The organism is Rhizobiaceae bacterium, assembly GCA_023953845.1.
Taxonomy (GTDB): domain Bacteria; phylum Pseudomonadota; class Alphaproteobacteria; order Rhizobiales; family Rhizobiaceae; genus Arvimicrobium.
Window position 1 is genome coordinate 663,781 of sequence record JAMLJC010000001.1, and the last position, 22,650, is coordinate 686,430.

General features: G+C 63.7%; 22 protein-coding genes. 14 read left to right on the forward strand and 8 right to left on the reverse strand.

The features are described 5' to 3' along the window. Positions 1–16: 16 nt before the first annotated feature. Positions 17–2,734: an MFS transporter gene (locus M9955_03250; protein ID MCO5080659.1), complete on the reverse strand. Its 2,718-nt coding sequence runs from the start codon at positions 2,732–2,734 to the stop codon at positions 17–19. 251 nt (positions 2,735–2,985) lie between these two features. Between M9955_03250 and M9955_03255 the strand changes: the two genes are divergently transcribed. The 3 genes from M9955_03255 to M9955_03265 all read left to right on the forward strand — a co-directional run bounded on the left by M9955_03255 (position 2,986) and on the right by M9955_03265 (position 5,839). Further along, entirely contained in the window at positions 2,986–3,699 is a 714-nt protein-coding gene (locus M9955_03255; protein ID MCO5080660.1) for a helix-turn-helix domain-containing protein, read from the forward strand. Between the two features lie 324 nt (positions 3,700–4,023). Beyond that, positions 4,024–4,473 (forward strand): Rrf2 family transcriptional regulator, encoded by a 450-nt coding sequence (locus M9955_03260; protein ID MCO5080661.1) that lies wholly within the window; start codon positions 4,024–4,026, stop codon positions 4,471–4,473. Positions 4,474–4,501: 28 nt separating this feature from the next. Next, entirely contained in the window at positions 4,502–5,839 is a 1,338-nt protein-coding gene (locus M9955_03265; GenBank protein ID MCO5080662.1) for an FAD/NAD(P)-binding protein, read from the forward strand. Positions 5,840–5,870: 31 nt separating this feature from the next. Here M9955_03265 and M9955_03270 read toward each other — a convergent pair whose 3' ends face one another. The 4 genes from M9955_03270 to M9955_03285 form a co-directional block, all read right to left on the reverse strand. Then, positions 5,871–6,755: an LLM class flavin-dependent oxidoreductase gene (locus tag M9955_03270; GenBank protein ID MCO5080663.1), complete on the reverse strand. Its 885-nt coding sequence runs from the start codon at positions 6,753–6,755 to the stop codon at positions 5,871–5,873. 60 nt (positions 6,756–6,815) lie between these two features. Beyond that, positions 6,816–6,971 carry a hypothetical protein gene (locus M9955_03275; protein ID MCO5080664.1) on the reverse strand — a complete coding sequence of 52 codons (156 nt, stop codon included), beginning with the start codon at positions 6,969–6,971 and terminating at the stop codon, positions 6,816–6,818. A 181-nt stretch (positions 6,972–7,152) separates the two neighbouring features. Next, positions 7,153–7,377: a hypothetical protein gene (locus tag M9955_03280; protein ID MCO5080665.1), complete on the reverse strand. Its 225-nt coding sequence runs from the start codon at positions 7,375–7,377 to the stop codon at positions 7,153–7,155. A gap of 87 nt (positions 7,378–7,464) precedes the next feature. Further along, the gene (locus tag M9955_03285) at positions 7,465–7,671 is read right to left on the reverse strand and encodes a hypothetical protein (GenBank protein MCO5080666.1); all 207 of its coding nucleotides are present in this window, start codon (positions 7,669–7,671) and stop codon (positions 7,465–7,467) included. Between the two features lie 183 nt (positions 7,672–7,854). On the opposite strand from M9955_03285, the gene M9955_03290 reads away from it, so the two are divergent. Continuing rightward, positions 7,855–8,415 carry a LysE family transporter gene (locus M9955_03290; GenBank protein MCO5080667.1) on the forward strand — a complete coding sequence of 187 codons (561 nt, stop codon included), beginning with the start codon at positions 7,855–7,857 and terminating at the stop codon, positions 8,413–8,415. A 76-nt stretch (positions 8,416–8,491) separates the two neighbouring features. Here M9955_03290 and M9955_03295 read toward each other — a convergent pair whose 3' ends face one another. Both M9955_03295 and M9955_03300 read right to left on the reverse strand, forming a co-directional pair. Then, the gene (locus tag M9955_03295; protein MCO5080668.1) at positions 8,492–9,832 is read right to left on the reverse strand and encodes a four-carbon acid sugar kinase family protein; all 1,341 of its coding nucleotides are present in this window, start codon (positions 9,830–9,832) and stop codon (positions 8,492–8,494) included. Further along, positions 9,822–11,075, reverse strand: coding sequence for a ribulose-bisphosphate carboxylase large subunit family protein (locus M9955_03300; protein MCO5080669.1), 1,254 nt, complete (start codon positions 11,073–11,075; stop codon positions 9,822–9,824). The genes M9955_03295 and M9955_03300 overlap by 11 nt, the downstream gene beginning before the upstream one ends. Positions 11,076–11,179: 104 nt before the next feature. Between M9955_03300 and M9955_03305 the strand changes: the two genes are divergently transcribed. Then, entirely contained in the window at positions 11,180–11,899 is a 720-nt protein-coding gene (locus tag M9955_03305) for a transcriptional regulator NanR (protein MCO5080670.1), read from the forward strand. Between the two features lie 30 nt (positions 11,900–11,929). On the opposite strand, the gene M9955_03310 is transcribed toward M9955_03305, so the two are convergent. Further along, a complete protein-coding gene (locus M9955_03310; GenBank protein ID MCO5080671.1) occupies positions 11,930–12,757 on the reverse strand; it encodes an NAD(P)-binding domain-containing protein in 828 nt (275 codons plus the stop codon). 195 nt (positions 12,758–12,952) lie between these two features. On the opposite strand from M9955_03310, the gene M9955_03315 reads away from it, so the two are divergent. The 9 genes from M9955_03315 to M9955_03355 all read left to right on the forward strand — a co-directional run bounded on the left by M9955_03315 (position 12,953) and on the right by M9955_03355 (position 22,601). Continuing rightward, positions 12,953–13,630, forward strand: coding sequence for an FCD domain-containing protein (locus M9955_03315; GenBank protein ID MCO5080672.1), 678 nt, complete (start codon positions 12,953–12,955; stop codon positions 13,628–13,630). Then, positions 13,627–13,926, forward strand: coding sequence for an antibiotic biosynthesis monooxygenase (locus M9955_03320; protein MCO5080673.1), 300 nt, complete (start codon positions 13,627–13,629; stop codon positions 13,924–13,926). The genes M9955_03315 and M9955_03320 overlap by 4 nt, the downstream gene beginning before the upstream one ends. Positions 13,927–13,984: 58 nt before the next feature. Then, positions 13,985–14,776, forward strand: a complete 792-nt coding sequence (locus M9955_03325) for an aldolase/citrate lyase family protein (GenBank protein ID MCO5080674.1) — start codon at positions 13,985–13,987, stop codon at positions 14,774–14,776. Then, entirely contained in the window at positions 14,776–15,828 is a 1,053-nt protein-coding gene (locus M9955_03330; GenBank protein MCO5080675.1) for a dehydrogenase, read from the forward strand. The genes M9955_03325 and M9955_03330 overlap by 1 nt, the downstream gene beginning before the upstream one ends. A 129-nt stretch (positions 15,829–15,957) precedes the next feature. Then, the gene (locus M9955_03335) at positions 15,958–17,613 is read left to right on the forward strand and encodes an extracellular solute-binding protein (GenBank protein MCO5080676.1); all 1,656 of its coding nucleotides are present in this window, start codon (positions 15,958–15,960) and stop codon (positions 17,611–17,613) included. A gap of 109 nt (positions 17,614–17,722) precedes the next feature. Continuing rightward, on the forward strand, positions 17,723–18,670 hold the full coding sequence (locus tag M9955_03340) for a sugar ABC transporter permease (protein MCO5080677.1): 948 nt from the start codon (positions 17,723–17,725) through the stop codon (positions 18,668–18,670). After that, the gene (locus M9955_03345; protein MCO5080678.1) at positions 18,670–19,521 is read left to right on the forward strand and encodes a carbohydrate ABC transporter permease; all 852 of its coding nucleotides are present in this window, start codon (positions 18,670–18,672) and stop codon (positions 19,519–19,521) included. Before M9955_03340 ends, M9955_03345 begins: the two co-directional genes overlap by 1 nt. Before the next feature lie 9 nt (positions 19,522–19,530). Next, positions 19,531–20,625 (forward strand): sn-glycerol-3-phosphate ABC transporter ATP-binding protein UgpC, encoded by a 1,095-nt coding sequence (ugpC, locus tag M9955_03350; protein ID MCO5080679.1) that lies wholly within the window; start codon positions 19,531–19,533, stop codon positions 20,623–20,625. After that, complete coding sequence (locus M9955_03355) at positions 20,625–22,601, forward strand: hypothetical protein (protein ID MCO5080680.1); 1,977 nt, start codon at positions 20,625–20,627, stop codon at positions 22,599–22,601. The genes ugpC and M9955_03355 overlap by 1 nt, the downstream gene beginning before the upstream one ends. Positions 22,602–22,650: the final 49 nt, after the last annotated feature.

Here is a 22,650-nt window from a genome sequence, read left to right on the forward strand (position 1 = left end):
GGCTCTCTCCGTCGGGTCATTCGGCGGGAACCGCAGCGAGCGGCACGCGGCTGCGTTCGACGTCATGGAGGAATCCGCCGCGGCGCGTGTAGACGGCCCAGGTGACGGCAAGGCAGATCACGTAGAAGATCAGGAAGGCCCAGAGCGCAGCCAGCGGCGATCCGGTCATGCCGATCGACGTGCCGTAGGCCTTGGGAATGAAGAACCCGCCATAGCCGCCGATCGCGCTGGTGAAGGCGATGATCGCCGCTGCTTCCCGCTCGGATTGGCGGCGCTGCTCGGCGACGCCCTGGCCGGGCGTCAGCCGGGCGATGTCCTTGCGCATGATCACCGGGATCATCTGGAAGGTCGAGGCGTTGCCGACGCCGGTGAAGAAGAACAGGGCGATGAAGCAGGCGAAGAAGCCGGGGAAGGAGCCCATCTGGAGGGACCAGATCACGCCGAGCACGGCCGCGATCATGCCGACGAAGACCCAGAACGTCACACGCCCACCGCCGACCCTGTCGGACAGCCAGCCCGTTCCGGCGCGGCTCAGGGCGCCGACGAGCGGGCCGAGGAAGACGTATTGCAACGCATCGACCTCGGGGAAGGCCAGCTTCGACAGAAGCGGAAAGCCCGCCGAATAGCCCAGGAAACTGCCGAAGGTGCCGACATAGAGCAGGCACATCACACAGTTGTGCGGACGGGTGAAGATGATCGCCTGCTCGCGGAAGCTGGCCCGCGCATCGGCGATGTCGTTCATGCCCACCCATGCCGCGGCCGTCGAGGCCAGGATGAAAGGCACCCAGACGAAGCCCGCATTCTGTATCCACATGCGGCCGCCATCCGACAATTGCTGCGGCTCGCCGCCGATTGCGCCGAAGACGCCAGCGGTGACCACCAGCGGCACGAGGAACTGCATGACCGAGACACCGAGATTGCCGAGGCCCGCGTTCAGCGCCATGGCGTTGCCCTTCTCCGCGCGGGGGAAGAAGAAGCTGATATTGGCCATGGAGGAAGCGAAGTTGCCGCCACCGAGGCCGCACAGCAGCGCGAGGACCACGAAGATCAGATATGGCGTGCCGGGGTCCTGCACCGCGTAGCCGATGCCCATGGCGGGGATCAGCAGCGACGCGGTCGAGAGCGTCGTCCACAGCCGGCCGCCGAAGATCGGCACCATGAAACTGTAGAAGATCCTCAGCGTCGCCCCCGACAGCGCCGGCAGCGCAGCAAGCCAGAAAAGCTGGTCCTGCGTGAAGGCGAAGCCGATCGACGGCAACCGGGCGACCACGACCGACCAGACCATCCAGACCGCGAACGCCAGCAGAAGCGCCGGGATCGATATCCACAAATTGCGCCGCGCGATGCGCTGTCCTTTTTCGGCCCAGAACTGCGCGTCCTCGGGCCGCCAGTCCTCTATCACGCGCGGCATCACGGTGCGGCCGGGTTCGTGAACGTCCTTCAGTTCGGGGAAGCTGGGCAGCCGGTCGAGCACGGCGCCATGCGCCTGCCGCTCCATGACGCGGATCGAGAGATGCATCCAACCCATCGAGACCAGCACGATCAGGAACAGCAGCACGAAGGCCGAAGTCCAGACCCCGGTGACATCGAGCAGCGCGCCGAAGAGCACCGGCAGGATGAAGCCGCCAAGACCGCCGATCATGCCGACAAGGCCGCCGACCGCGCCAACATGATTGGGATAGTAGACCGGGATATGCTTGAAGACCGCCGCCTTGCCGAGGCTCATGAAGAAACCCAGCGCGAAGAGCGTCGCGACGAAGGGCCACAACCCCATTTCGGTCGAAAAGGCGATCGGGCCGTCCTTGCCCCGGATCACGTAATCCGTCGGCGGATAGGACAGCATGAACAGGAAGACCGGCGAGAACCCGAAGGTCCAGTACATGACGGAGCGCGCGCCGAAACGATCCGACAGCACCCCGCCATAGGCACGGAACACGCTGGCTGAAAGGCTGAAGGCCGCCGCCGCCATGCCGGCGGTGCGCACATCGACGCCATAGACCTGCACGAGATAATGCGGCAGCCACAGCGCCAGGGCGACGAAACCGCCGAAGACGAAGAAGTAGTATAGCGAGAAGCGCCAGACCTGCAGATTCTTCAGCGGCGCGAACTGTTCGGCGAGACTCGGCGCGGCGATTCCCTGGGCGCGCCGGGCGGCAAAATCCGGATCGTCCTTGGCCAGCAGATAGAAGGCTACGCCCATCAGGGCGATGCCGGCAGCCCACAGCTCCGCCACTCCCTGCCAGCCCCAGGCGACGAGCACGAAGGGGGCGAGGAACTTCGTCACTGCCGCGCCGACATTGCCCATCCCGAAGGTTCCCAGCGCCGTGCCCTGGCGCTCCTGGGGAAACCACTTCGAGACGTAGGCCACGCCGATGATGAAGGACCCGCCCGCGAGGCCTACGCCCAGCGCGGCCAGAAGAAAGGTCGGATAGCTGTCCGCCCAGGTCAGAGCGAAGGTCGCCACACCGGTGAGAACCATCTGGGCGGAAAATACCAGGCGGCCGCCATAGCGCTCTGTCCAGACGCCGAGGATGATCCTGATCAGCGAACCGGTGAGCACCGGCGTGGCGATCAGAAGACCGTATTCGAACTCGGACAAGCCGAGTTCGTCCTTGATGGAGATTCCGATGATCGAAAAGATCGTCCAGACGGCGAAGCACAGCGTGAAAGCGAGGGTGCTCAGCCAGAGGGCCTTTTGCTGGTCTGCACGACTTGACGTGGCACTGCCTGACATAGCGCGACTCCGGCTTCGGTATCCGTGGCTTGAGGCGTATTTTCAGGCACCAGCGAATATGTCCGTCCGCCCTCCGTCTTTGATGTGGATCAATCAAAAAGAATGGCAGACAGGTAATTCGAATCTTTCGCCAGAGATAAAGAGAAATCCATATATTATGGGACTTTCTCTTTGATAAAATAGGTTCTTGGGATTGACTGTACTCGATTTATGAATTGATAAATCTCAATCATCACGAAGGAGCATATGTCATGCGAGACGACGAGAGGCCCGGTCTGAGGCGCTTGCCGCTGTTCCGTGAAATGATGACTCCGACCTTCGACAGCGTGATGGAGATCGCCTATTCCCAAAGCTTCCCGCCACAACTGGAGCTTATCCGGCAGGGGGAGTACGCCGATTTCCTGCACATCCTCGTCGAAGGCGCGGTGGAGTTGCGCGCGCAATGGAACGGACACGAGTCGATCATGGGCTTCGTTCGCCCCGTCTCCACCTTCATCCTGGCCGCCTGCGTGTGCGACGCGCCATATCTGATGTCGGCGTGGACCCTGGAGCGGTCCCGCATCGTCATGATCCCCGCCGCCGACCTGCGCGCCGCGCTTCGCCGGGACCCGGACTTCGCGATGGCGGCCATGCGGGAACTGGGCGAAGGCTACCGGACCTTCGTGCGGCACGCCAAGAATCTGAAGCTGCGCAATTCCCGGGAAAGGCTCGCCGCCTACATCCTGCAGCAATCTCAACTTGCCGATGACGCCTCAACCGTGTTCCTTCCAGTGGAGAAGCGGCATCTGGCCTCCTATCTCGGCATGACGCCCGAAAACCTGTCGCGGACGGTCAAGGCTCTGCAGGCGGATGGCGTCAGGATGAAAGGAATGCAGGTGACGATAACGGATCGCGCCCGGCTTATGGCCGTCGCGGGGCCTGATCTGTTGATGGACGGACCGGACCCCAAGAACACAACGAGCTGACCGCCAACGCGGAATCCCACTCCCATCGTTCCGGAAGAGCCGCAGGAAAATTTCACAACGGCTACCGAACATGGGAAGCCATGCCAAGCGTGGATTGTTCCACATGATTATGGTGCACCATGGGAGCTTTTCGCGACAATCCTCAGGTAGGCGTGTTGCTTGGGAGTTCGGCCGAATCCGCGCCGACACGCTGCGGGTCATTGTCGATGGGCATGAGACATATTATCAGACGCCTTAGCTTGGCCGCAGTTCGGATGAACGAGCGTGTCAGGCGCCATGGGATCGCATCGTTCCCCTGGCATTGTTCGGGGCAGATTCCTTCTCATGCTTACCCGCAAAGGCAAATACGGTCTCAAGGCGCTGGTGCACCTCGCCGGACTTCCGGTCGGTCAACTGGCGTTCGTCAACGACATCGCGGTCGCCAACAACATCCCGAAGAAGTTTCTGGACGCGATCCTCGGCGAACTGCGCAATGCGGGTTTCGTCCAGAGCCGCAAGGGCAAGGAAGGCGGCTATCGCCTGGCGCGGCCCGCTGCCGAAATCAAGGTGGGCCATGTGGTGCGCGTGCTCGACGGGCCGCTCGCGCCCATACCCTGCGCCAGCAGGACCCGGTATGAGCCGTGCGAGGATTGCGACGAGGCTACATGCCAGGTCCGTCACATGATGATCGAGGTCAGGCACGCCATCGCAACGGTTCTGGACAATCGGAGCCTTGCCGAGATGCGCGAAAGCGCCAACGACGACATCGCAGTGGAACTCCAGCACCAGGCTTGACCGATTTCCGCATGGCAGGTCGGTGCGCATGAGCGCCGCGACCCACATTGCGATTGTCGGCGGCGGGGCGTCGGGCGTCATCCTGACAGCGCATCTCCTGCGCAGCAACTATCCCGGACTTCGCGTCACACTGATCGAGAAACGCGACGCCTTCGGTCAGGGCATGGCCTATTCGACATCGCTGCCGGATCATCTCCTCAATGTCAGCGCCATGGGAATGAGCGCGTTCGCCGACGATCCGGAACATTTCTGGCGCTGGGTCCATGCCAGAGGCCTGACGAACGATAGAACCATACCCTACTACGCGCCGCGCAGCCTCTACGGGATTTATCTGCACGAGCTTCTCGACGATCTGGTGAAGCAGGAGTCGCGAAGGCTGCGCCTTGTCCACGACGTCGTCACGTCCGTCACGCCGACAGCCGGGGGAGTCGATATCAGCCTCGCCGGCGGTGTCAGCATAGCGGCCCACTACGCAGTGCTTGCCGTCGGCCATGACGAAGAGCCTGCGCCGGATCAGGATTTCGCGATGCGTATCGGTTCGCGGGGCGACATGCCGCTTGATCCGGGCAGCCGCGTGATGATTCTCGGCACGGGCCTGAGCATGGTGGATGCGTGGCTGACCCTCGAGCACCGTGGCCATCACGGCGAGGTGCTCGCCGTTTCGCGACGCGGACTGCTGCCGTCACCGCATCAACCCAGCCGGCCGATCCGGCTCGACAGTGCCGACATACCGCTCGGCACGGACCTGTCCTATTTCGTGCGCTGGTTCCGCGATCTGGTGCGCACGACCGAAGCGGCGGGCAGGAACTGGCGGGACGTGGTCGACGGCATCCGCCCCTTCAACCAGCAGATATGGCAGAGCTGGCCAGTCGGCGCGAAAAGCCGTTTTCTGCAGCACACGAAAGCCTGGTGGGATATTCACCGGCACCGCATGGCGCGCGCGATTCACCGCAAACTGACGGAAGCCGTGAACAGTGGCCGGCTCAGGCTTATTGCCGGCCGGATCGTCAGGGTGGCGGCGAAAAACGGGGGTAACGCCGTCACACTGCAGCGGCGCCACATGCAATCCTTCGAGGAAATCGAGGTACAGCGCATCTACGATTGCACAGGCATCGTGAAGGACGTCTCGACCGGCTCCATCACGGTGCTGCGATCGCTTACCGATCGGGGTTATGCGCGGCCGGACCCATTGCGGCTGGGGCTCGACGTCACCCCCGGATGCGCGGTGATCGACGCTTCCGGCACTGCGTCAAAGCGGCTGTTCGCCGTCGGCTCGCTCACGCGGGGCACGTTTTTCGAGATCGATGCGATACCGGATATTCGGGTCCAGTGCGCCAGGCTGGCCAGGCATCTCGTCTCCGGATAGAGCCGGCATTTTCCGGACAGGCGACGCGGCTTCACTGCCAGCGGCGCACTCCACCGGCCCAATCACGCTGCCGCACGGGCGCGAGCGGCTGCGCGACGGCGTCCCGGCGCAGCGCACTGTTGCGAACCAGCGTGGCAACGGTGGCGCCAAACAGCATGAGGCTGCGTTCTGTCGAAACCCGGACCGTGAATTCCGATATTCCGGCTTCGATATAGGCCAGCAGCAACAGCGCGCTCTGCGCCGACGTGTCGACCACAAGCGCCTCTCCCGGCAGAGGGTGGCCGTCGGACACCGCGATCGGCAGGGCGAATCTGATTTTCCGGGACCTCCCATGCTGTGTAGCCGCCGCCCGGACGCGTTCCATCAGCAGTCGTGCCTCGTCCAGATCCGCCGCCGCGATCTCGATGAGATCGGCATGGCGGGCTGCGACTTTCAGCGCCGTTCCGGAGAGGCCCCGCATGCGGAGCGGAATATTGACAGGTCCATCGGCGCCGTCACGCACGAAACCGCCGCGAATGCTGTAGAACGGGCCTTCATAGTCGAACGGACGTTCACTCGACCAAAGCCGCTTCAGCAGCGTCAGATATTCATCGATACGATGCCAGGAATCGATATGTCCCTCGCCCGTTTCTCCGGGATTTACATCGAGTTCGAGACGCCCCCCGCTCGACCGCCGCAGATCGGACAGACGCCGCGCCGCGGCAACCGGCGAGCCCGTCGCAGCATGTGAGAGAACCAGCCGCTCCGGCGCTTCGGGAAAAGCGGCGCGGCGACCGAAACCCGCAAAATTGGGAAGGACGACACCCTGAAGACCGGCCCGCGCGGCGAGTTTGCCGAGCGCTACGGCATCATCCTTAAGCGCGGATATTCCGCTGTCGGAACGAGCTTGTGGAACGAAAGTGAACTTGACAGGCATCACATTCCTCCTTCGCCTTGAAACCTGGTTTACTTGGCGCGCCTTCCAGCGGTGCTGCTCTCATTCAACGAACCAGCCAAACATCACCGCGGCGGCGAAGCCAGGTGACAGGGTGAAACCGCATCGATGATGGCGCTTTGGGACGGCTTCGATGCCCCGCCGTTCCTTCCCGGCATTGGCGAGCACCAGCATATCCATTGTCTGGATGTTAGCCATATTCAGCCTCCGGTCGATGACGAGTCTATAAAATTTGTAGACTTTGTCGATTTCTATTTTGTCGGAGTGCGTGGAATCCTGTTCTCAAAAAATGCAATTCGAAAGCAATAGAAACTAAGGAAGGATAGCGATGCTCCAACAGAGCGCCATCGATCCCTCGTGTCTCTCCAGAGTCTACTATCTAGTCGGTCGGTGTGGGCTGGTTGAGGATCGGCTTGCCAACCCTGGACGATGTCCCGTCCGGAGAATTCGCCTGACTTTCCCCGCCGGTGCTGCTCGGCGGCGTCGGGTCGGAATCGATCTGCGGATTGGGATCGGTTTCCGTGGATCGGGTGGTATTCGGATCAGGCGCATCACAGGCCGCCACCGCTCCGGCCAGCAACGATATGCATAAAAGCCTGTACATGATGCTCACTCCATGCCCCGCCAGGAGTGTAAGCTTGCCGGGCGTCCAAGGTTCCGATGAATCTCGGTGAACCGGATCAAAGGATTCTCACCGGTCGCCGCGCGCCTTCCACCTTTTTGCTTCTGCTTCGATGGCGTCCGGATCATTGCCGCATTTGGTGATGATAGCCCTCGCCTGATCGACGGATATTCCATGGCGGCTTGCGAGAGCGCCGGCTTCGAATTCCGGGTCCTGCGCTCCGGCAGGCTGGCCGCCGGCTCCGCTGGACGTACGATCTTCCGCGCTGATCAACATAGCCGAATCCTTTCGACTTTCGAGTGTGCAGACCAATACGCGCGCACCGCATTTGTTCCGCAAAATCGCATCTCGCCGCGTCGATTCCCCTGCCTCGACTTTCAACTCGCCGGGCAATAGACAGGCATTCCGGCGATTGACCTTTGTCAAAGTTTGTGGAGAGCAGGCCGGTTAGAAGCACGCATGTCGTTCACCTCATTCATCCTTTCCGCCGTCGCAATCCTGCTGACACCGGGACCGACCAACACGCTTCTCGCTGCGTCCGGCGCTGCGGTCGGCCTTAGAAGAGCGCTGGCGCTGCCACTGGCGGAGGCAGCGGGCTACGCCGTGGCAATCAGCCTCTTCTTCTCCGCAAGCGACATTCTCCACGAGGTGCCGGCGGCGATGGCGGTATTGAAGGCTACAGCGGCGGCGTGGCTTCTCTTCTCCGCGTCCAGGCTGTGGCGACAGCCCGTGGTGCCGAGCCTTTCCGATCACCGACAGTCTTTCCGGCGCGTATTCATCACCACGCTGCTCAATCCCAAGGCGATGCTGGTTGCAACGATTGTGATTCCGGGATTGATGGCCGGGTACAGGATGCAGGCGCTTCTGATCTTCATCACTCTCTCGACCTGCGCGGGAATGGCCTGGACAGCGTTCGGGGCGATGCTGCCCACCCGCATCCGCAGGCATTCCTACAAGGCGGCGGCCATGGTGCTTGTGGGTTTCGCCATCTTCGCGTCGGCAGGCGCGCTCCAGACCTGACCGCGTGCCTCGCCTGCGGATGGCAGGCTAGTCCTTGTAGATTGCGGGTTTGCCGGGTTCGGAAGTCACCCCGGCGTCACCGCACGCCGCCATCACGGATGACGCAGAAATAGTCGTCAAGACCGATCTGGCCTCCCTTCATGGCGATTTCCAGCCCATCGATCGCTGGCCGCCACGAGTGCGCGACGCAAAGCGGAGACCCCGGCGACTGCGTCAGCGGCATGCGCATCAGGAGTGCGTCGACTCCGAGTTCCGCCAGCGCATGGCTGGACGTGTCGCCTCCCGCGATGACGGCCCGCCTTAACCCGGCCCTCTCCACAAGCTGCGAAAGAATGCGGCCCAGCGAGCGCCCGAGCCGCTGCCGCGCGCCTGCGTCGAGTTCCGCGCCTTGATCGGAAGCCGGTCCGAGCGCGGTGTAGAGCACCACGCTCCTGCCATCCGCCAGAACGCCTAGCGCATCGCGCGCGGCCTCGCTAGTGGCGCGGCCAGCCTCGTCGCCGCAGAGGCGCAACGGATCGAGCGCGATCCCCGCAAAACCGTTGTCGCAAGCGTACCGGATCTGCGCCTCGGTGGTCGACGAGACGCTGCCGGAAACGACGGCGATTTTTCCCGCCGGCTCCACACTCGCCTGCACCGCGTCATCGCCGTTCCGCTGCTCCTCCTGCCACGCAGACAGCAGCGCATATTCGACGCCCGAGGAACCGCAGCAGAACGCGCCGCCGCCATCCATCATCCGCAAAATCTGTTTGCCGGCTATCTTCTGCGTTTCCGGATCGGCGACATCGAGCAGGACGATGCCGCCGCTGTCCTTCGCCCTGTCGATTCTCTGGCCGATGTCGGGCGCCCGAAGTGAAGCGAGATCGATGAGGAAGGACGGCAGCGATGTCTGCCTTGAGAGATGCGCCAACACGTCCGCCTCGTCCATGGGTGTGACAGGATGGCGGCTCATCACGGGATGCCGGTCTATCCGGAAGATTTTGTCCCTATAGGCCGCGAACAGCTGGCCAAAGGCGGTGTAGCGCCGCAGTTGCGGCGCGCCGATGACAAGCGGCACAGCGCGTTGACCGAAGACGCGCAAACCGATCTCGATGGCCCGCCCGATATTGCCGATGGCCGGGCTGGAATCGAAGGTCGAGCACACCTTGTAGTGGCTGACCCGCGCGCTGAGCGATTTCAGCCACGCGAATGCCTGCGGCAGGTTCGCGTCCATCCACTGCGGCGTTTCGCTGCGGCTTGTCCCGGCAAGACCGATGGCGCGGCAATGCGCGAAGCGCGCCATCAACCCTTCATCCGGGATGCGCAGGAAAAGCACTGTCGGCACGCCATGCGAGGAGAGCGCCTCCATCACGTCGGTCGAGCCGGTGAGGTCGTCGCCGTAATAGCTGAGCAGCAGATGCTTTTCCTGCTCAGGCCGCATCGGCGCTGGCTCCGAACTTTTCGAGCGACTGCGCGAGTTCCGGATGGCTGCGCGCATAGACCGGAAGATCGATGCCTTCCACTGCCGCCTCCCACGCCTGCCGGACGGCGCGGACGCCTGCCGCGGGACCGCCGGGATGACTGACGATGCCGCCGCCGCAAAGATACATCAGGTCGACGGTGTGGCCGGTGCGGCGATAGGTTTCGGGGGCTTGGCCACCCCATTGCCCCGAGCAAACCACGGGCAAGGCGCAGTCGCCGGGCGCGAAGAGCGGCGTGGTGACGGCCTTGAAGGAGTCGACAAACGAGTCGTCCGGCTCCCAGTATTTCGCGCCGATGCCGTTGATCTGGAACTGGTCGACGCCGAGCAGCCGCCAGAACTGCTGCCAGACGCTGAAGCTCATGCCGAGCCCCGGGTGCCGGGTGAGGATGTCCCAGCCGTTGCGGTGAGCATGGATGACGAGGTTCGACCGTTTGCGCAGGAAGGCGAGCCCTCCCATGCCGACGGAGTTGATGTTGACCACCGCGGCATTGCCGCCGGCCTTCGCGACGATGTCGTGATTGCGCATCATCACGTCCGGATCGGAATGCGAGATGCCGAAGGCGTACATGGGCTTGCGGCCGGTCTTCTGTTCGCGATCCAGCACGCGCGGCATAATGGCGGCCACGCGTTCGGCCAGCGGCGAATAGGACGGGCTCATGAGCTTCTCGTCGTCCTTGATGAAGTCGACATCGGCGTCGATCAGCTCGCCGACCATCGCGGCAGCCTCGTCAGGCCTGAGACCGAGCGCCGGCTTGATGATGCCGCCGATGATCGGGCGGCCCTCGACGCCGGTGAGGCGCCTGCTTCCCGCGACGCCGAACCGCGGTCCCGGATGCGCATCCCGGAACTCGTCCGGCAGCCGCATGCCGACAACGCGTATGCCGGTCAGCCCCTTGATCGAAAAGACGCCGCCGACCGCGATCGTCATCAGCGCGGAGAGATCGGTGCCGATCGCGTCAACAGGAAAGCCGATGTCGGCCTCGGCGCGATTGAAGCGCATGCCGGGAACATCCGGGAGCGATGGCGTCGTCGTCGGTTCGAGGCGGCGCACATCGAGCACGCGCGCCGCGGCGCGCGCCTTGAGCTCGGCGGTCTCGCCGGGAAGCGGAACGAAGGTGCCGGTGGACTGATCGCTCGCGATCTTCGCCGCGAGCGCCTCGGTGCTGCCGGGCGTCTCGATCAGATAGGTAAGGACGATCATCGAGGCCCGGCCCAGCTTTTGCTTTCCGGCGAACTGGTATAATGAGCATCACTGCAATGCAAGCGCCACGCCCGCCGGCAACCGCCGATGTCAGGAATACGCTCATGGAGCCAACGGAACCGATCGTCCGACGCAAGCTGTCCGATGAAGTCCTCGCACGGCTGAAGCTTCTGATAACGAGTGGCGCGCTGAAGCCGGGCGACGAGATGCCGTCCGAACGCGAGCTCATGGAGCGCTTCGGCGTAGGCCGTCCCGCCGTCAGGGAAGCATTGCAGGCGCTGGCGAACATGGGGCTTGTCGCGATCTCGCATGGCGAGCGGGCCAAGGTATTGCGGCTCAACGCCCAATCCATCCTGAAACAGGTCGACAGCGCCGCGAAGATCATGCTGTCTTCGTCCAGCGACTCGCTGGAGCACCTGAAGAGCGCGCGCATCTTCTTCGAGCGCGGCATGGTGCGCGAGGCGGCCGAGAGGGCGATGCCGGCCGATGTCGAGACGCTGCAGTCGATCCTCGAGCGCCAGCGCGGCCTGCTTGGCGACGCCGACGGTTTCATCGACGCCGACATGGCGTTTCACACGCAGATCGCGTCGATCTCCGGCAACCCGATCTATGCGGCCGTCAGCGCCGCCATGCTCGGCTGGCTGAAGGAGTACCACACCGAGATGCTGATCTGGACGGGCAAGGAGAAGTATACGCTCGCCGAGCACCAGCGGATCATCGGACGCATCGCCGCGAACGACCCCGATGGCGCCGAACGCGAAATGGTCAAGCATCTGGAGCGCTCGCGCGCCCTCTATGTCGCGGCCGAACGCAACGCGTCCTGACGCGCCTGGCCCTCGCCTCCTTCCGCGCGCTCAGGTGATGCGGCGGATGCTGGCGGCGATCTCTTCCGGCTCGAAGATGCGTTTCCAGTCATCCTTCATCAGCGCCGGCTTGCCGAATTCGATCGCCTTGTTGCAGGCATCGGAAAAAGCGCCCTCGCGTTCGCCGAAGATGACGGATGCCAGCACGTTGATGTGTCCCAGCAGGAAGTCGAGCGCGGCCTGGCGGTCGACGCCGCGCCGGACGACCTCGTCGACGCCGTCGCGCATCACTTCCAGCAACGAGGCGCACATGGTCTCGGCAAGCGCCGGCTCCAGCATCGCGAGTTGCTCCACGGTCAGCCGATGCGAGCGCATCACCGGCGCCCAGATGGTTTTCGCCACCGCTTCACCTCTGGCGTAGTCGCTTTCCGGGCCTTGCATCAGCGCGCTGACGATGTGCTGCCTGGCCTTGACGCCGCCGAAATAGTCTTTCTTCGCCTCCATGTCCGTCTCATCGTTGAACAGCGGCGGATGGCAGGGATGGGTGATGAAATAGGTCAGATCGGGACGGTCGGGCAGATGGCCGGCATAGGGCGCGGCCGCGTCGAGCACGATGACCATGGTGCCGGGCTTGAGCTGCTTCTCGATGCCCGCCGCGACCTTGCCGATATGCGTGTCAGGGACGGCCAGAACGACGATCTCGGCGCCGTCGAGCGCCTGGTCGACCGGCACCGCGTCGAGGCCGAGGCCGCCCTTCAGCCTCTGCCGGCCGGCCTCGCTCACCTCCACATGCCGCACCTCAAAGGGTGAGGCGCGGAAGTTCGCCGCCAGACGGTAACCCATCTTTCCACCGGCTCCGAACAGAGCAACCGTAGTCATCGCATTTCCTCTTCTCCGGATAACTGGTATGCTGAGTATCAGATTATCAATCCATATGTCAGCGGGATTGTGTGAGAAAGAACCTATGCCCCGCTTGACTCAACCGTCGGCTGCGATACGGTGGTCCAATGGTATGACAGGTATGCCAGAGCAGTGATAGGGGTTCTTCTCAAACAACGGAAGTTGTCGGACGAGGTGGCGGAACACCTCGAACGCCTCATTCGCACCGGCGAGCTCGCGGAGGCCGATCGCCTGCCGTCGGAGCGGGAGTTGATGCGGCAGTTCGGCGTCGGCCGTCCCTCGATCCGCGAGGCCTTGCTGCATCTCAGCAAGATGGGTCTGGTCGAGGTCCGGTCGGGCGAGCGGGCGCGGATCACCCGGCCGACGCCGCAATTCGTCATTGATGCGCTGGCGGTCCCTGCACGCCACATGATGAGCGCGCCGGGCGGCGTTCAGAATTTCCAGAATGCGCGCCTTTTCTTCGAGATCGGCCTGGTGCGGAATGCGGCTGCCACGGCGACGGAGGAAGACATCGCACGGCTGCGGGAAGCTCTGGAGGCCAATCGCGAATCGATCGGCGATATCAGGCGTTTCGAGCAGACCGACGTCGACTTCCACTACGAACTGGCGCTGATGGCCCGCAATCCGATCTTCACGGCCATCCACGCGGCTCTGGCTGACTGGCTGCACGAGCAACGGCGAACGACGCTCTCGGCGGGCGAGGACGAAGCCACTCATGCCGCATATGACGCGCACCGCCTGATCTTCGAGGCGGTAGAGGCGCGCGATCAGGATCGGGCGGAAAGGGCGATGCGCGATCATCTCGAATATGTCGCACGCCGCTACAACTCGGTTGTGGAGGCGCGCGCGTGAGCGGTTTCGTGATCATCGTCGACTTCCGCCTCATGCCCGGGACCCGCGCAGCCTTCCGGCCGCTGATGGACGCCAACGCCCGCGCTTCGGTTCGGGACGAGCCGGGCTGCCGCCGTTTCGACGTGGTCGAGCCGGAAGGCGATCCGGAGCGCATCCTGCTCTACGAGGTCTATGACGATGCTGCCGCCTTCGACGCGCATTGCCGCACTTCGCATTTTCTCGCTTTCGACGCGAAAAGCGCGCCGCTGGTGAAAGACAAGCAGGTCATTCGCGGGGCGCTGGTCTGCGAAGGCTAGGAAAGACATATGGCCGGAATGCCTCAGCGGCGGCGCGGCCCCAGGGAGGAAATGGACGATGGCTGAAAACGCCCTGAGGGAGATGATGCAACACGGCAAGGTGAAGCTCGGGCACCTCGTCGCCGAGTTCGCGACGCCGGGGATAGGACACATACTGAAGGCGGCGGGTTGCGACTACGTCTTCTTCGACATGGAGCATTCCGGATTCGGCATGGAGACCCTGAAGAACGCCCTGCGCTTCTTCGAGGCTGCCGATCTTCCGGCCATGGTGCGCGTCCCCTCTCACGATACGCATTTCATCGCCCGCGCGATGGACATGGGCGTCGAGGGGCTCATCGTCCCGATGGTCGGCAACATCGAGCAGGTGCGCCGCATCGTCAGCGCCATGAAGTACCATCCCGCCGGCGGGCGCGGCGTCGCGCTTCAGATCGCCCACGACCGCTACAGGCCGGGCACTGTCGCCGACAAGTTCTCTGCCGCCAACAACCGCACCGTCTTCATAGCGCTGATCGAGACCGCGGAGGGCGTGGACAATATCGACGCGATCGCGACGGCCGAGGGAGTCGATTGCCTGTGGGTCGGCCATTTTGATCTTTCGGTTTCGCTGGGGATTCCCGGCGAGTTCGGCAATCCCGCCTTCACGGCCGCAATGGACAAGGTGGTCGCGGCCGCGAAGCGTCACGGAAAGTCGCTCGGCCGCCTCGTCGGCAACGTTCAGCAGGGCGCCGACATGTATGGCCAGGGTTTCGATTTTGTCTGCTATCAGGGCGATATCTGGCTGCTTTACGAAGCGCTCGCCGATGCGGTCGGCAAGCTGCGCGAAAGCTGCCAGACGGACGGAGGTCGGTGATGGCTGGCGACCTATTCCGGATCGCGCTGTCGGGCGACTTCCGCAAGCCGGACGGCTCGCCGACCTACCCCGATTTCGATCTTCGGCCGCTTTATGAGGCGCCGGGCGTCGAGGTGGAATTCCTCGAATCCAACAATCCGCTGAAGGCCGAGCAACTCGAGGATTTCGACGCTCTCATCCTTTTGGTGCACCGCTTCTCGCCCGACAGTGTGCCGAAAAGCGGCCGTCTCTCCGTCGTCGCCCGCTTCGGCGTCGGCTACGACACGGTGGACGTGCCCGCCTGCACGAAAGCCGGCATCGCGCTTGTCATAACGCCCGACGGCGTGCGCCGTCCCGTGGCCGTGTCGGTGATCACGCTCATGCTGGCGCTCACCGGCAAGCTCATGGTCAAGGATCGGCTCACGCGCATGGGCGCGCGCGGTTTCGAGCAGCGGTCGGCGCATATGGGCATCGGCCTTGTCGGCCGCACGCTCGGCTCGCTCGGCATCGGCAATATCGGCGCGGAAGTCTTCCGCATGGCCAAGCCGTTCGACATGAAGTTCATCGCGCACGATCCATTCGCGGACGCCGCCATGGCGCGGGAGCTCGGGATCGAACTGGTCGGTATCGAGGAGTTGTTCTCCCGCGCGGACGTGCTGTCGGTGAGCTGCCCGCTGACGAAGGAGACGAGGCATATCGTGAACGCCGGGCGTATCGCGATGATGAAACCGACCGCCTACCTCATCAACACCGCTCGCGGCCCGATCATCGACCAGAAGGCCTTGACGAAGGCGCTTCAGGAAAACCGCATCGCCGGCGCCGGCCTCGACGTTCTGGAACAGGAGCCACCGGACGTCGACGACCCGATCCTGAAACTCGACAACGTCATTCTGGCGCCGCACGCGCTGTGCTGGACCGATCAGTGTTTTGCCGGCAATGGCGCGGCGGATGTCCGCGCGGTGCTCGACGTCATGCATGGCCGCGACCCGCGGGGCGTAGTGAACAGGGAGGTTCTTGCCACGGATCGCTGGAAGGAGCGCCTGGCCGACTACGCCGCGCGCTTCGGCGCATGAGGGCTATGACGAACTGAGGCGCTGGCCGGTTCGGTCAAGTCTTGAGAATGCCCGGCCGCTGCGCCCGCGACCGAGTCAAAATCGAATGCTGAAGCCCGTTGGGCTCGGCCATCAGGGAGGAGTGAAGCCATGAACGATAGAGAAAGACGAGATTTTCAGGCCGGCCTCGCAGCCGAGGTTGATGCCTTCATGCGCGGCGAGAACACGCGGCGCGATTTCATCAAATTGTTCGGACAGGCCACGGGCATGATCGCCGCGTCAGGCCCCATACTGGGCATGCTGACGGACTGGGCGGTGGCGCAGCAGCAGGCCGAGCTCGCCGATCCGTCGACGCCGCTCGGCAAGGCGCAGGCGGCGGCGCTGGAAGCATCGACCAAGGGACCGGAGGACGGCTCCGCCTTCAAGGCCGTGCAGGCGGCCAAGCAATATTCCGGCGTGACGCTCAACATGACGTCGGAAGCAGGACTTCAGGCTCTCGATCCGCGCAACTTCAGCGGTCCGCTGTGGGAGCAGCTGACCGGCATCAAGCTCAACGCGGTCGAGCTCTCCTGGCCGGACCTCTATTCGAAATCGGTCGCCGAGCATATCGCGACTTCGGGCGCCTATGACGTCCTCGACGTCGCGCCGATGTGGACCCCCTCGCTCGCCGATGGCGGCGTGATCCAGCCGCTGGACGACTATATCGCGAAGTTCATGAACACGGCGGACATGGACGACTTCCATCCGCTGTACAAGGCGCTGCCCACCTACAAGGGCAAGATCTGGGGCTTCTTCGACGATGGCGACATGTTCGCGCTCTACTATCGCAAGGACATCTTCGAGGACCCGAAGCTCAAGGACGCCTACAAGGCCAAGTTCAATGCCGAACTGGCGCCGCCGACGACCTGGAAGGAATACAACCAGATCGCGCAGTTCATCACCGACCAGCTGGCGCCGAACGTTTACGGCGCGGGCCACTTCCGCAAGGCCGGCAGCCCCGGCAACCAGTTCGACTTCCTGCAGCAGTTCCGCGCGAATGGCGGCAAGCTGTTCGACGACAACATGAAGGCGCAGCTGGCTTCCGATGCGGGTGTCGCCACGCTGCAAAGCATGATCGAGTCGAACAAGGCGTCTATGCCGGGCAACAACGAGCTCGACGCCGTGTCGCTCTGGGCAGCCTTCCTCACCGGCAAGGTGGCGATGATCTACTCGTGGCCGCCGTCGGGACGCATGGCCGCCAACTACTCGCAGAGTGCGGCGGCGATCAACTTCATCCCGAAGTCGGAAATCGCCGGCAAGGTCGGCTACGCCGTCGTGCCGGGCAATCCGGAGCACGCGACCGGCTTCAACAAGGCGTTGACGGCGGATTCGGCCAATCCGGAAGCGGCCTATCTGCTGATGCAGTGGATGGTCTCTCCGCCAGTGTCGCTCGCCCGCGTCATGCTGCCCTACGCGCTGCGCGATCCATATCGCCTGTCGCACTACAAGTCCGATCTCTACGGCGAACTCTTCCCGAGCGCGAAGGAATATCTGGCCAACCTCTGCAACTCGGCCAATGTCGGTCTGCTCGATCCGATCATGCCGGGCGCGCAGGACTACTTCCTGAGCATCGACCGGATGTGCACGGCCGTCTGGGCGGGCGCGGACCCGAAGGCCTCGCTCGAAACGGCCGCGAACGAGTTCGACGCGACGACCGAAAGGCTCGGCGTCGACGCGCAGAAGGGCTTCTATACCGAGTTCCTGAAGCTGCCCGGCGCGACGGCCGACAACACCGTCGAAAAGCTCGGCATGGCCGTCAAGCTCTGACCTTCATGCAGCGACCGGCCGGCGCATTCCGCCGGCCGGTCGTGGTGTTTCACAGGCTGAGCGGCGCTCACGCGCCTGCTTCGAGTTCCATACGAAAGAGCGACACGGCATGTCCAACGGGAATGCGGCGACGATTTCGATGATGGCGGCGGCCGGAGCCCCGGCGAGGCAGTCCGCCTTTTCGGCCTGGGCGGACCGTCATTTCAAATGGATACTGGTCGCACCGGCCGTTCTGCTGATCCTGGCCCTGTCGATCTATCCGCTTCTGTTTTCGCTCGTCGTCTCGTTCATCAACTACGATTTCCAGGTGCCCGGCCATGCCTTTGTCGGGCTGAAGAACTTTTCGATGGTGGTCTTCGACCCCGTCGCGCGCTGGTCGCTCCTGCTGACCGCGATCCTGTCGGCCGTCAATGTCGCGATCGAGTTCGCGCTCGGCTTGCTCGTTGCGCTCAGCATGGTGCGCAATTTCCGGGGTCGCGGCCTCGTCATGTCGATCCTGATCGTGCCGCTGTTCATCAGCCCGGTCATCGTCGGGCAGGCCTGGACGCTTCTGCTGCAAAGGCCGTTCGGTCCGACCAATTACATCCTCAGCCAGTTGCTCGGCTACGACGTGACCATCGGCTGGCTGACTGAGAGCCCGTGGCTCTACATCTCCCTGATCATCGCCGACGTCTGGCAGTGGACGCCCTTCATGTTCGTCATATTGCTTGCCGGGCTCACCTCGATCCCACCCAATCTCTACGAGGCGGCTGAGCTCGACGGCGTCAACGCCTGGCAGGCTTTCTGGGCGATCACGGTGCCCCACCTCGCGCCGATGATGATGCTCGCCATCACTTTCCGGCTGCTCGACGCGATCCGCATGTTCGACACGATCTTTATCATGACCGGAGGCGGGCCGGGCACACAGACCTACACCGCCTCCTACTATCTCTACACGGTCGGCTTCACGCAGTTCCACCTGTCGCAGGCGACGGCGGGAAGCTGGCTTTTCCTGATCTTCACCGCAATCGTCGTGACACTTCTGGTCAGGCGGTTGCTCAAGCCGGAGCAGCGCTGATGTCGTCCGTCACGCCTCCCGTCCGCAGGAGGAAACACCGCTCGATTCCTGTCGGGCGCATCCTGCTGCTCGGCTTTTTCCTGATCTTCGTGCTCGTTCCGCTCTACTGGATGTTCAATACGTCTATCAAACCGAGCGACGACTACCTGGCCATCCCGCCGGTCTGGTTTCCGGAGCATCCGACGCTCATCCACTACTGGGCCGCGCTTTTCACCTATCGGGGCTTCGACGGCCTGGTAAACAGCATCATCGTCTCGCTGTCGGCCACCGCGCTCTCGGCGCTTCTGGGCACGCTGATGGCCTACAGTCTGGCGCGCTTCAACACCGGCGGCCAGCACCTCTCCTTCTGGGTCCTGTCGCAACGCTTCCTGCCGCCCATCGGCATCGTGCTGCCGATCTTTCTCATCTATCGCAATATCGGCATCTACGACACGCGCTTCGGCCTGATCATCGCCTATACGGTGTTCACGCTGCCGGTTTCCGTCTGGATGATGTTCGCCTATTTCCGCCAGATGCCGAGTTCCATGGAGGAAGCGGCGCTGGTCGACGGCTGGACACGATGGGGAGCGTTCTGGCGGGTTGCCGTGCCGCTTGCCGCGCCGGGCATCGTGGCGGCGGCGGTGTTCGCCTTCATCGCCTGCTGGACCGAGTTCTTCTTTGCGCTGCTCCTGACGAGCAGACATGCCTTCACGCTGCCCACCGTCTTCCGCGCCTTCATCGGCTTCCAGGGCGCGCAGTACGGCGAGGCGGCGGCTCTGGCGATCGTCTCACTGGTTCCGTCCATCGCGCTCGGCGTGCTGGCCCAGAAACATCTCGTGCGCGGGCTGACGCTCGGCGCCGTCCGCGGTTAGGAGAATGACGTGGCAGACGTAAGGATTTCCGCGCTCCACAAGCACTACGGGACATTTCACGCGGTACGGGGCATCGATCTGGCCATACGCGACGGCGAGTTCACGGTGCTCGTCGGGCCGTCCGGCTGCGGCAAGAGTACGTTGCTGCGGATGATCGCAGGTCTGGAAGAGATTTCCGACGGTACGGTCGAGATCGGTGGCGAGGTGGTCAACGATCTGCGGCCGCGCGACCGGGACGTGGCGATGGTGTTCCAGGACTATGCGCTCTATCCGCACATGACCGTGGCGAAGAATATCGGCTTCGGGCTCAAGGCCCGCAAGATGCCGCCCGCCGAGATAGAATCGCGGGTCAATCAGGCGGCGAGGATGCTCGGCATCACGCCCCTGCTCGACCGCTATCCGCGCCAGCTTTCCGGCGGGCAGCGCCAGCGCGTCGCCATCGGCCGGGCGATCGTGCGCAATCCGCGTATCTTCCTGTTCGACGAGCCGCTTTCGAACCTCGACGCACAGCTGCGGGACGAGATGCGCGGCGAGATCAAGCGGCTTCATCAGGACATCTCCACGACGATGATCTACGTCACGCACGACCAGATCGAGGCGATGACGCTTGCCGACAGGATCGTGCTGATGCGCGACGGCATCATCGAACAGCAGGGCGCTCCGCTCGATCTCTTCGAGAGACCCGCCTCAACCTTCGTCGCCGGCTTCCTCGGCTCGCCGAAGATGAGTTTCCTGCCGGGCCGGCTGACCGAGACGGACGGCTTGCCGGCGGTGCAGGTCGGCAAAATAGCGCTGCCGCTGCCGGTGGGCCGCACGGTCAACGGCTCAGGAGCAGACCAGCCAATTCTTCTCGGGCTGAGGCCCGAACATCTCATGCGCGCCCAGGGCGAAACGCCGGCAGCCGGCTGCTATCGCTACGATGCGACCATCGACATGGTGCAGCCGACCGGCTCGCGCAGCTACGCCAACTTCCTGCTGTCCGGCGAGCAGGTTATCGCCGAACTGCGCGCGCACGACGTCAGCCGCCCGGGCGAAACGCTGCCGATCGATATAAACATGAATCGCGCCTCGGTCTTCGACGCCGCGACGGGGAGAGCGCTCTGATGCCAGCTTCCGCGCCATCTGCCGCCGTGCGCCTCTACGGCACCGAGCAGGTCGATCCGCCCCTGCGAACGTTGCGGGCCGGCCCGCTTTCGGTCGAGTTCGACAATGGAGCGCTTCGCTATGTCCGGATCGACGGCATTGAGGTTTTGCGCGGCATCTCGTTTCTGGTTCGCGACGAGAACTGGGGCACCTTCACGCCGAAGATAGAGGACCTCGACCTCCACGAGGACGCCACCGGCTTCACCGTCACCTATCGCGGCACCTGCGCCGACGCCTCGCGCCGTCTCGTCTACGACGCCCGCATCGTCGGCAAGCAGGACGGTTCGCTGTCGTTCGTGGCGGAGGCCCTTCCGGAGACGGACATTCTGACCAACAGGACGGGCTTCATCGTCCTTCATCCGATCGCGGATCTGGCCGGAAAACCGGTGAAAGTGCTGCATGAAGACGGCACCGAACGGATGGCAGCCTTTCCCGAGAACATCGATCCACGCGTGCCCTTCACGCGGATTCGCGCGCTCTCGCATGAAGTGCGGCCGGGCCTGTGGGCCACCTGTTCGATGGAGGGCGAGGATGCCTTCGAGATGGAGGACCAGCGCAACTGGTCCGACGCCTCCTACAAGACCTATGTGCGCTCGCTGCTGCAACCTTGGCCTTACACCTTGGGCAAGGGTCAGAAATTCACGCAGGCGGTGCATCTGGCCGTGGCGGGAACCCTTTCGCTCCGTCCCGCATCCGGCGGCGAGCAGCGCGGGACTGCGCTGACGCTGGGCAATCCGGCCGGCGCCACGCCGGCGATCGGCGTCGGCGTTCCGGCCGAGGAGACTGCGCCCGCGCTCGCCAATGCCGAATTGATGAAACGCCTCGCGCCGCGCCTGCTGGTCTGTCAGATAGATCTGCGCGAGAACCATGGGCGGCGCGAACTCGAAAACTACAAGGCGCTCTCGGAACTGACCGGCGCCGGCGTTGCGCTGGAGATCATAACTCAGGGCACCCTTGATCCGTACAATGAACTGGCGCCGATCGGCGAGGCAATGCGCGCCGTCGGGCTCGTGCCGGAATCCGTATCGGTCTTCCCGATGCAGGACATGCGCTCGGTGCAGCCGGATGCGCCGTGGCCGGAAATGCCGGGCTTCGAGGAAAGCTACGCCGCAGCGCGTCGTGCCTTTCCCGGTGCAAAGCTCGGCGGAGGCATGGCCGCCTACTTCACCGAACTGAACCGCAAACGCCCACCGGCGGCCCTGCTCGATTATGTGACCTTCACCAGTTGCCCGAGCGTACACGCCGCCGACGATATTTCCGTCATGGAAACGCTGGAGGCGGTCCCGCATCTTATCCGCTCGACACGAGCCTTCGTCGGCGCGGGCAAGCCGCTACGGATCGGCCCGAGCCAGCTCGGATGCCGCGAGAACCCCTACGGCCGCTCGACCACGCCCAACACGGACAACCGGCGGGCCTGCCTCAGCCGTATCGATCCGCGCCAGCGCGGTCTCTTCAACGCCGCCTGGTCGCTCGGCTATATCGCCGCGGCGGCCCGCGAGGGTATCGATGTAGTGACGCTCGGCGCTCCGACCGGACCCTTTGGTCTGATCCATCGAAAGACCGATTTCGTGCAACCCTGGTATGATGTTCATGAGGGAGCCGCCGTCTATCCAGCCTTCCATGTCATGGCTGGCCTGTCGGAGCTTAGCGGCGCGCCTCTGGTCGATGTCGCGGTAGAGGGAAGCAATGGTATCGCCGTGCTCGCGGCTCGAAAGGACGGACGCATCGTGCTGTGGGTTGCCAATCTGACTGCGGAGCCGCAAGCAGTTCAACTGGCCGACGCTGACGTAACGTCGAAGGTTGCGATCCTGTCCGCCGATCGCTTCGAACAGATTGCAGTCGATCCCGCCTTCATGGCTTCCGCTGCGCGGCCCCTGACGGATGGACGCCTGCATCTCGACGCGTATGCCGTCGCACGTGCGGAGTTGACCGTTTAGCCTTCTGCAGCCCGGCTCCGGCGAAAGTCGCGTCGCCGATCGCTGGCAA

Excerpts from the sequence above, each read along its gene's own strand:
- M9955_03250 (MCO5080659.1), bottom strand. The coding sequence starts at position 2,734 with ATGTCAGGCAGTGCCACGTCAAGTCGTGCAGACCAGCAAAAGGCCCTC.
- M9955_03255 (MCO5080660.1), top strand. The coding sequence starts at position 2,986 with ATGCGAGACGACGAGAGGCCCGGTCTGAGGCGCTTGCCGCTGTTCCGT.
- M9955_03260 (MCO5080661.1), top strand. The coding sequence starts at position 4,024 with ATGCTTACCCGCAAAGGCAAATACGGTCTCAAGGCGCTGGTGCACCTC.
- M9955_03265 (MCO5080662.1), top strand. The coding sequence starts at position 4,502 with ATGAGCGCCGCGACCCACATTGCGATTGTCGGCGGCGGGGCGTCGGGC.
- M9955_03270 (MCO5080663.1), bottom strand. The coding sequence starts at position 6,755 with ATGCCTGTCAAGTTCACTTTCGTTCCACAAGCTCGTTCCGACAGCGGA.
- M9955_03275 (MCO5080664.1), bottom strand. The coding sequence starts at position 6,971 with ATGGCTAACATCCAGACAATGGATATGCTGGTGCTCGCCAATGCCGGG.
- M9955_03280 (MCO5080665.1), bottom strand. The coding sequence starts at position 7,377 with ATGTACAGGCTTTTATGCATATCGTTGCTGGCCGGAGCGGTGGCGGCC.
- M9955_03285 (MCO5080666.1), bottom strand. The coding sequence starts at position 7,671 with ATGTTGATCAGCGCGGAAGATCGTACGTCCAGCGGAGCCGGCGGCCAG.
- M9955_03290 (MCO5080667.1), top strand. The coding sequence starts at position 7,855 with ATGTCGTTCACCTCATTCATCCTTTCCGCCGTCGCAATCCTGCTGACA.
- M9955_03295 (MCO5080668.1), bottom strand. The coding sequence starts at position 9,832 with ATGCGGCCTGAGCAGGAAAAGCATCTGCTGCTCAGCTATTACGGCGAC.
- M9955_03300 (MCO5080669.1), bottom strand. The coding sequence starts at position 11,075 with ATGATCGTCCTTACCTATCTGATCGAGACGCCCGGCAGCACCGAGGCG.
- M9955_03305 (MCO5080670.1), top strand. The coding sequence starts at position 11,180 with ATGGAGCCAACGGAACCGATCGTCCGACGCAAGCTGTCCGATGAAGTC.
- M9955_03310 (MCO5080671.1), bottom strand. The coding sequence starts at position 12,757 with ATGACTACGGTTGCTCTGTTCGGAGCCGGTGGAAAGATGGGTTACCGT.
- M9955_03325 (MCO5080674.1), top strand. The coding sequence starts at position 13,985 with ATGGCTGAAAACGCCCTGAGGGAGATGATGCAACACGGCAAGGTGAAG.
- M9955_03330 (MCO5080675.1), top strand. The coding sequence starts at position 14,776 with ATGGCTGGCGACCTATTCCGGATCGCGCTGTCGGGCGACTTCCGCAAG.
- M9955_03335 (MCO5080676.1), top strand. The coding sequence starts at position 15,958 with ATGAACGATAGAGAAAGACGAGATTTTCAGGCCGGCCTCGCAGCCGAG.
- M9955_03340 (MCO5080677.1), top strand. The coding sequence starts at position 17,723 with ATGTCCAACGGGAATGCGGCGACGATTTCGATGATGGCGGCGGCCGGA.
- M9955_03345 (MCO5080678.1), top strand. The coding sequence starts at position 18,670 with ATGTCGTCCGTCACGCCTCCCGTCCGCAGGAGGAAACACCGCTCGATT.
- M9955_03355 (MCO5080680.1), top strand. The coding sequence starts at position 20,625 with ATGCCAGCTTCCGCGCCATCTGCCGCCGTGCGCCTCTACGGCACCGAG.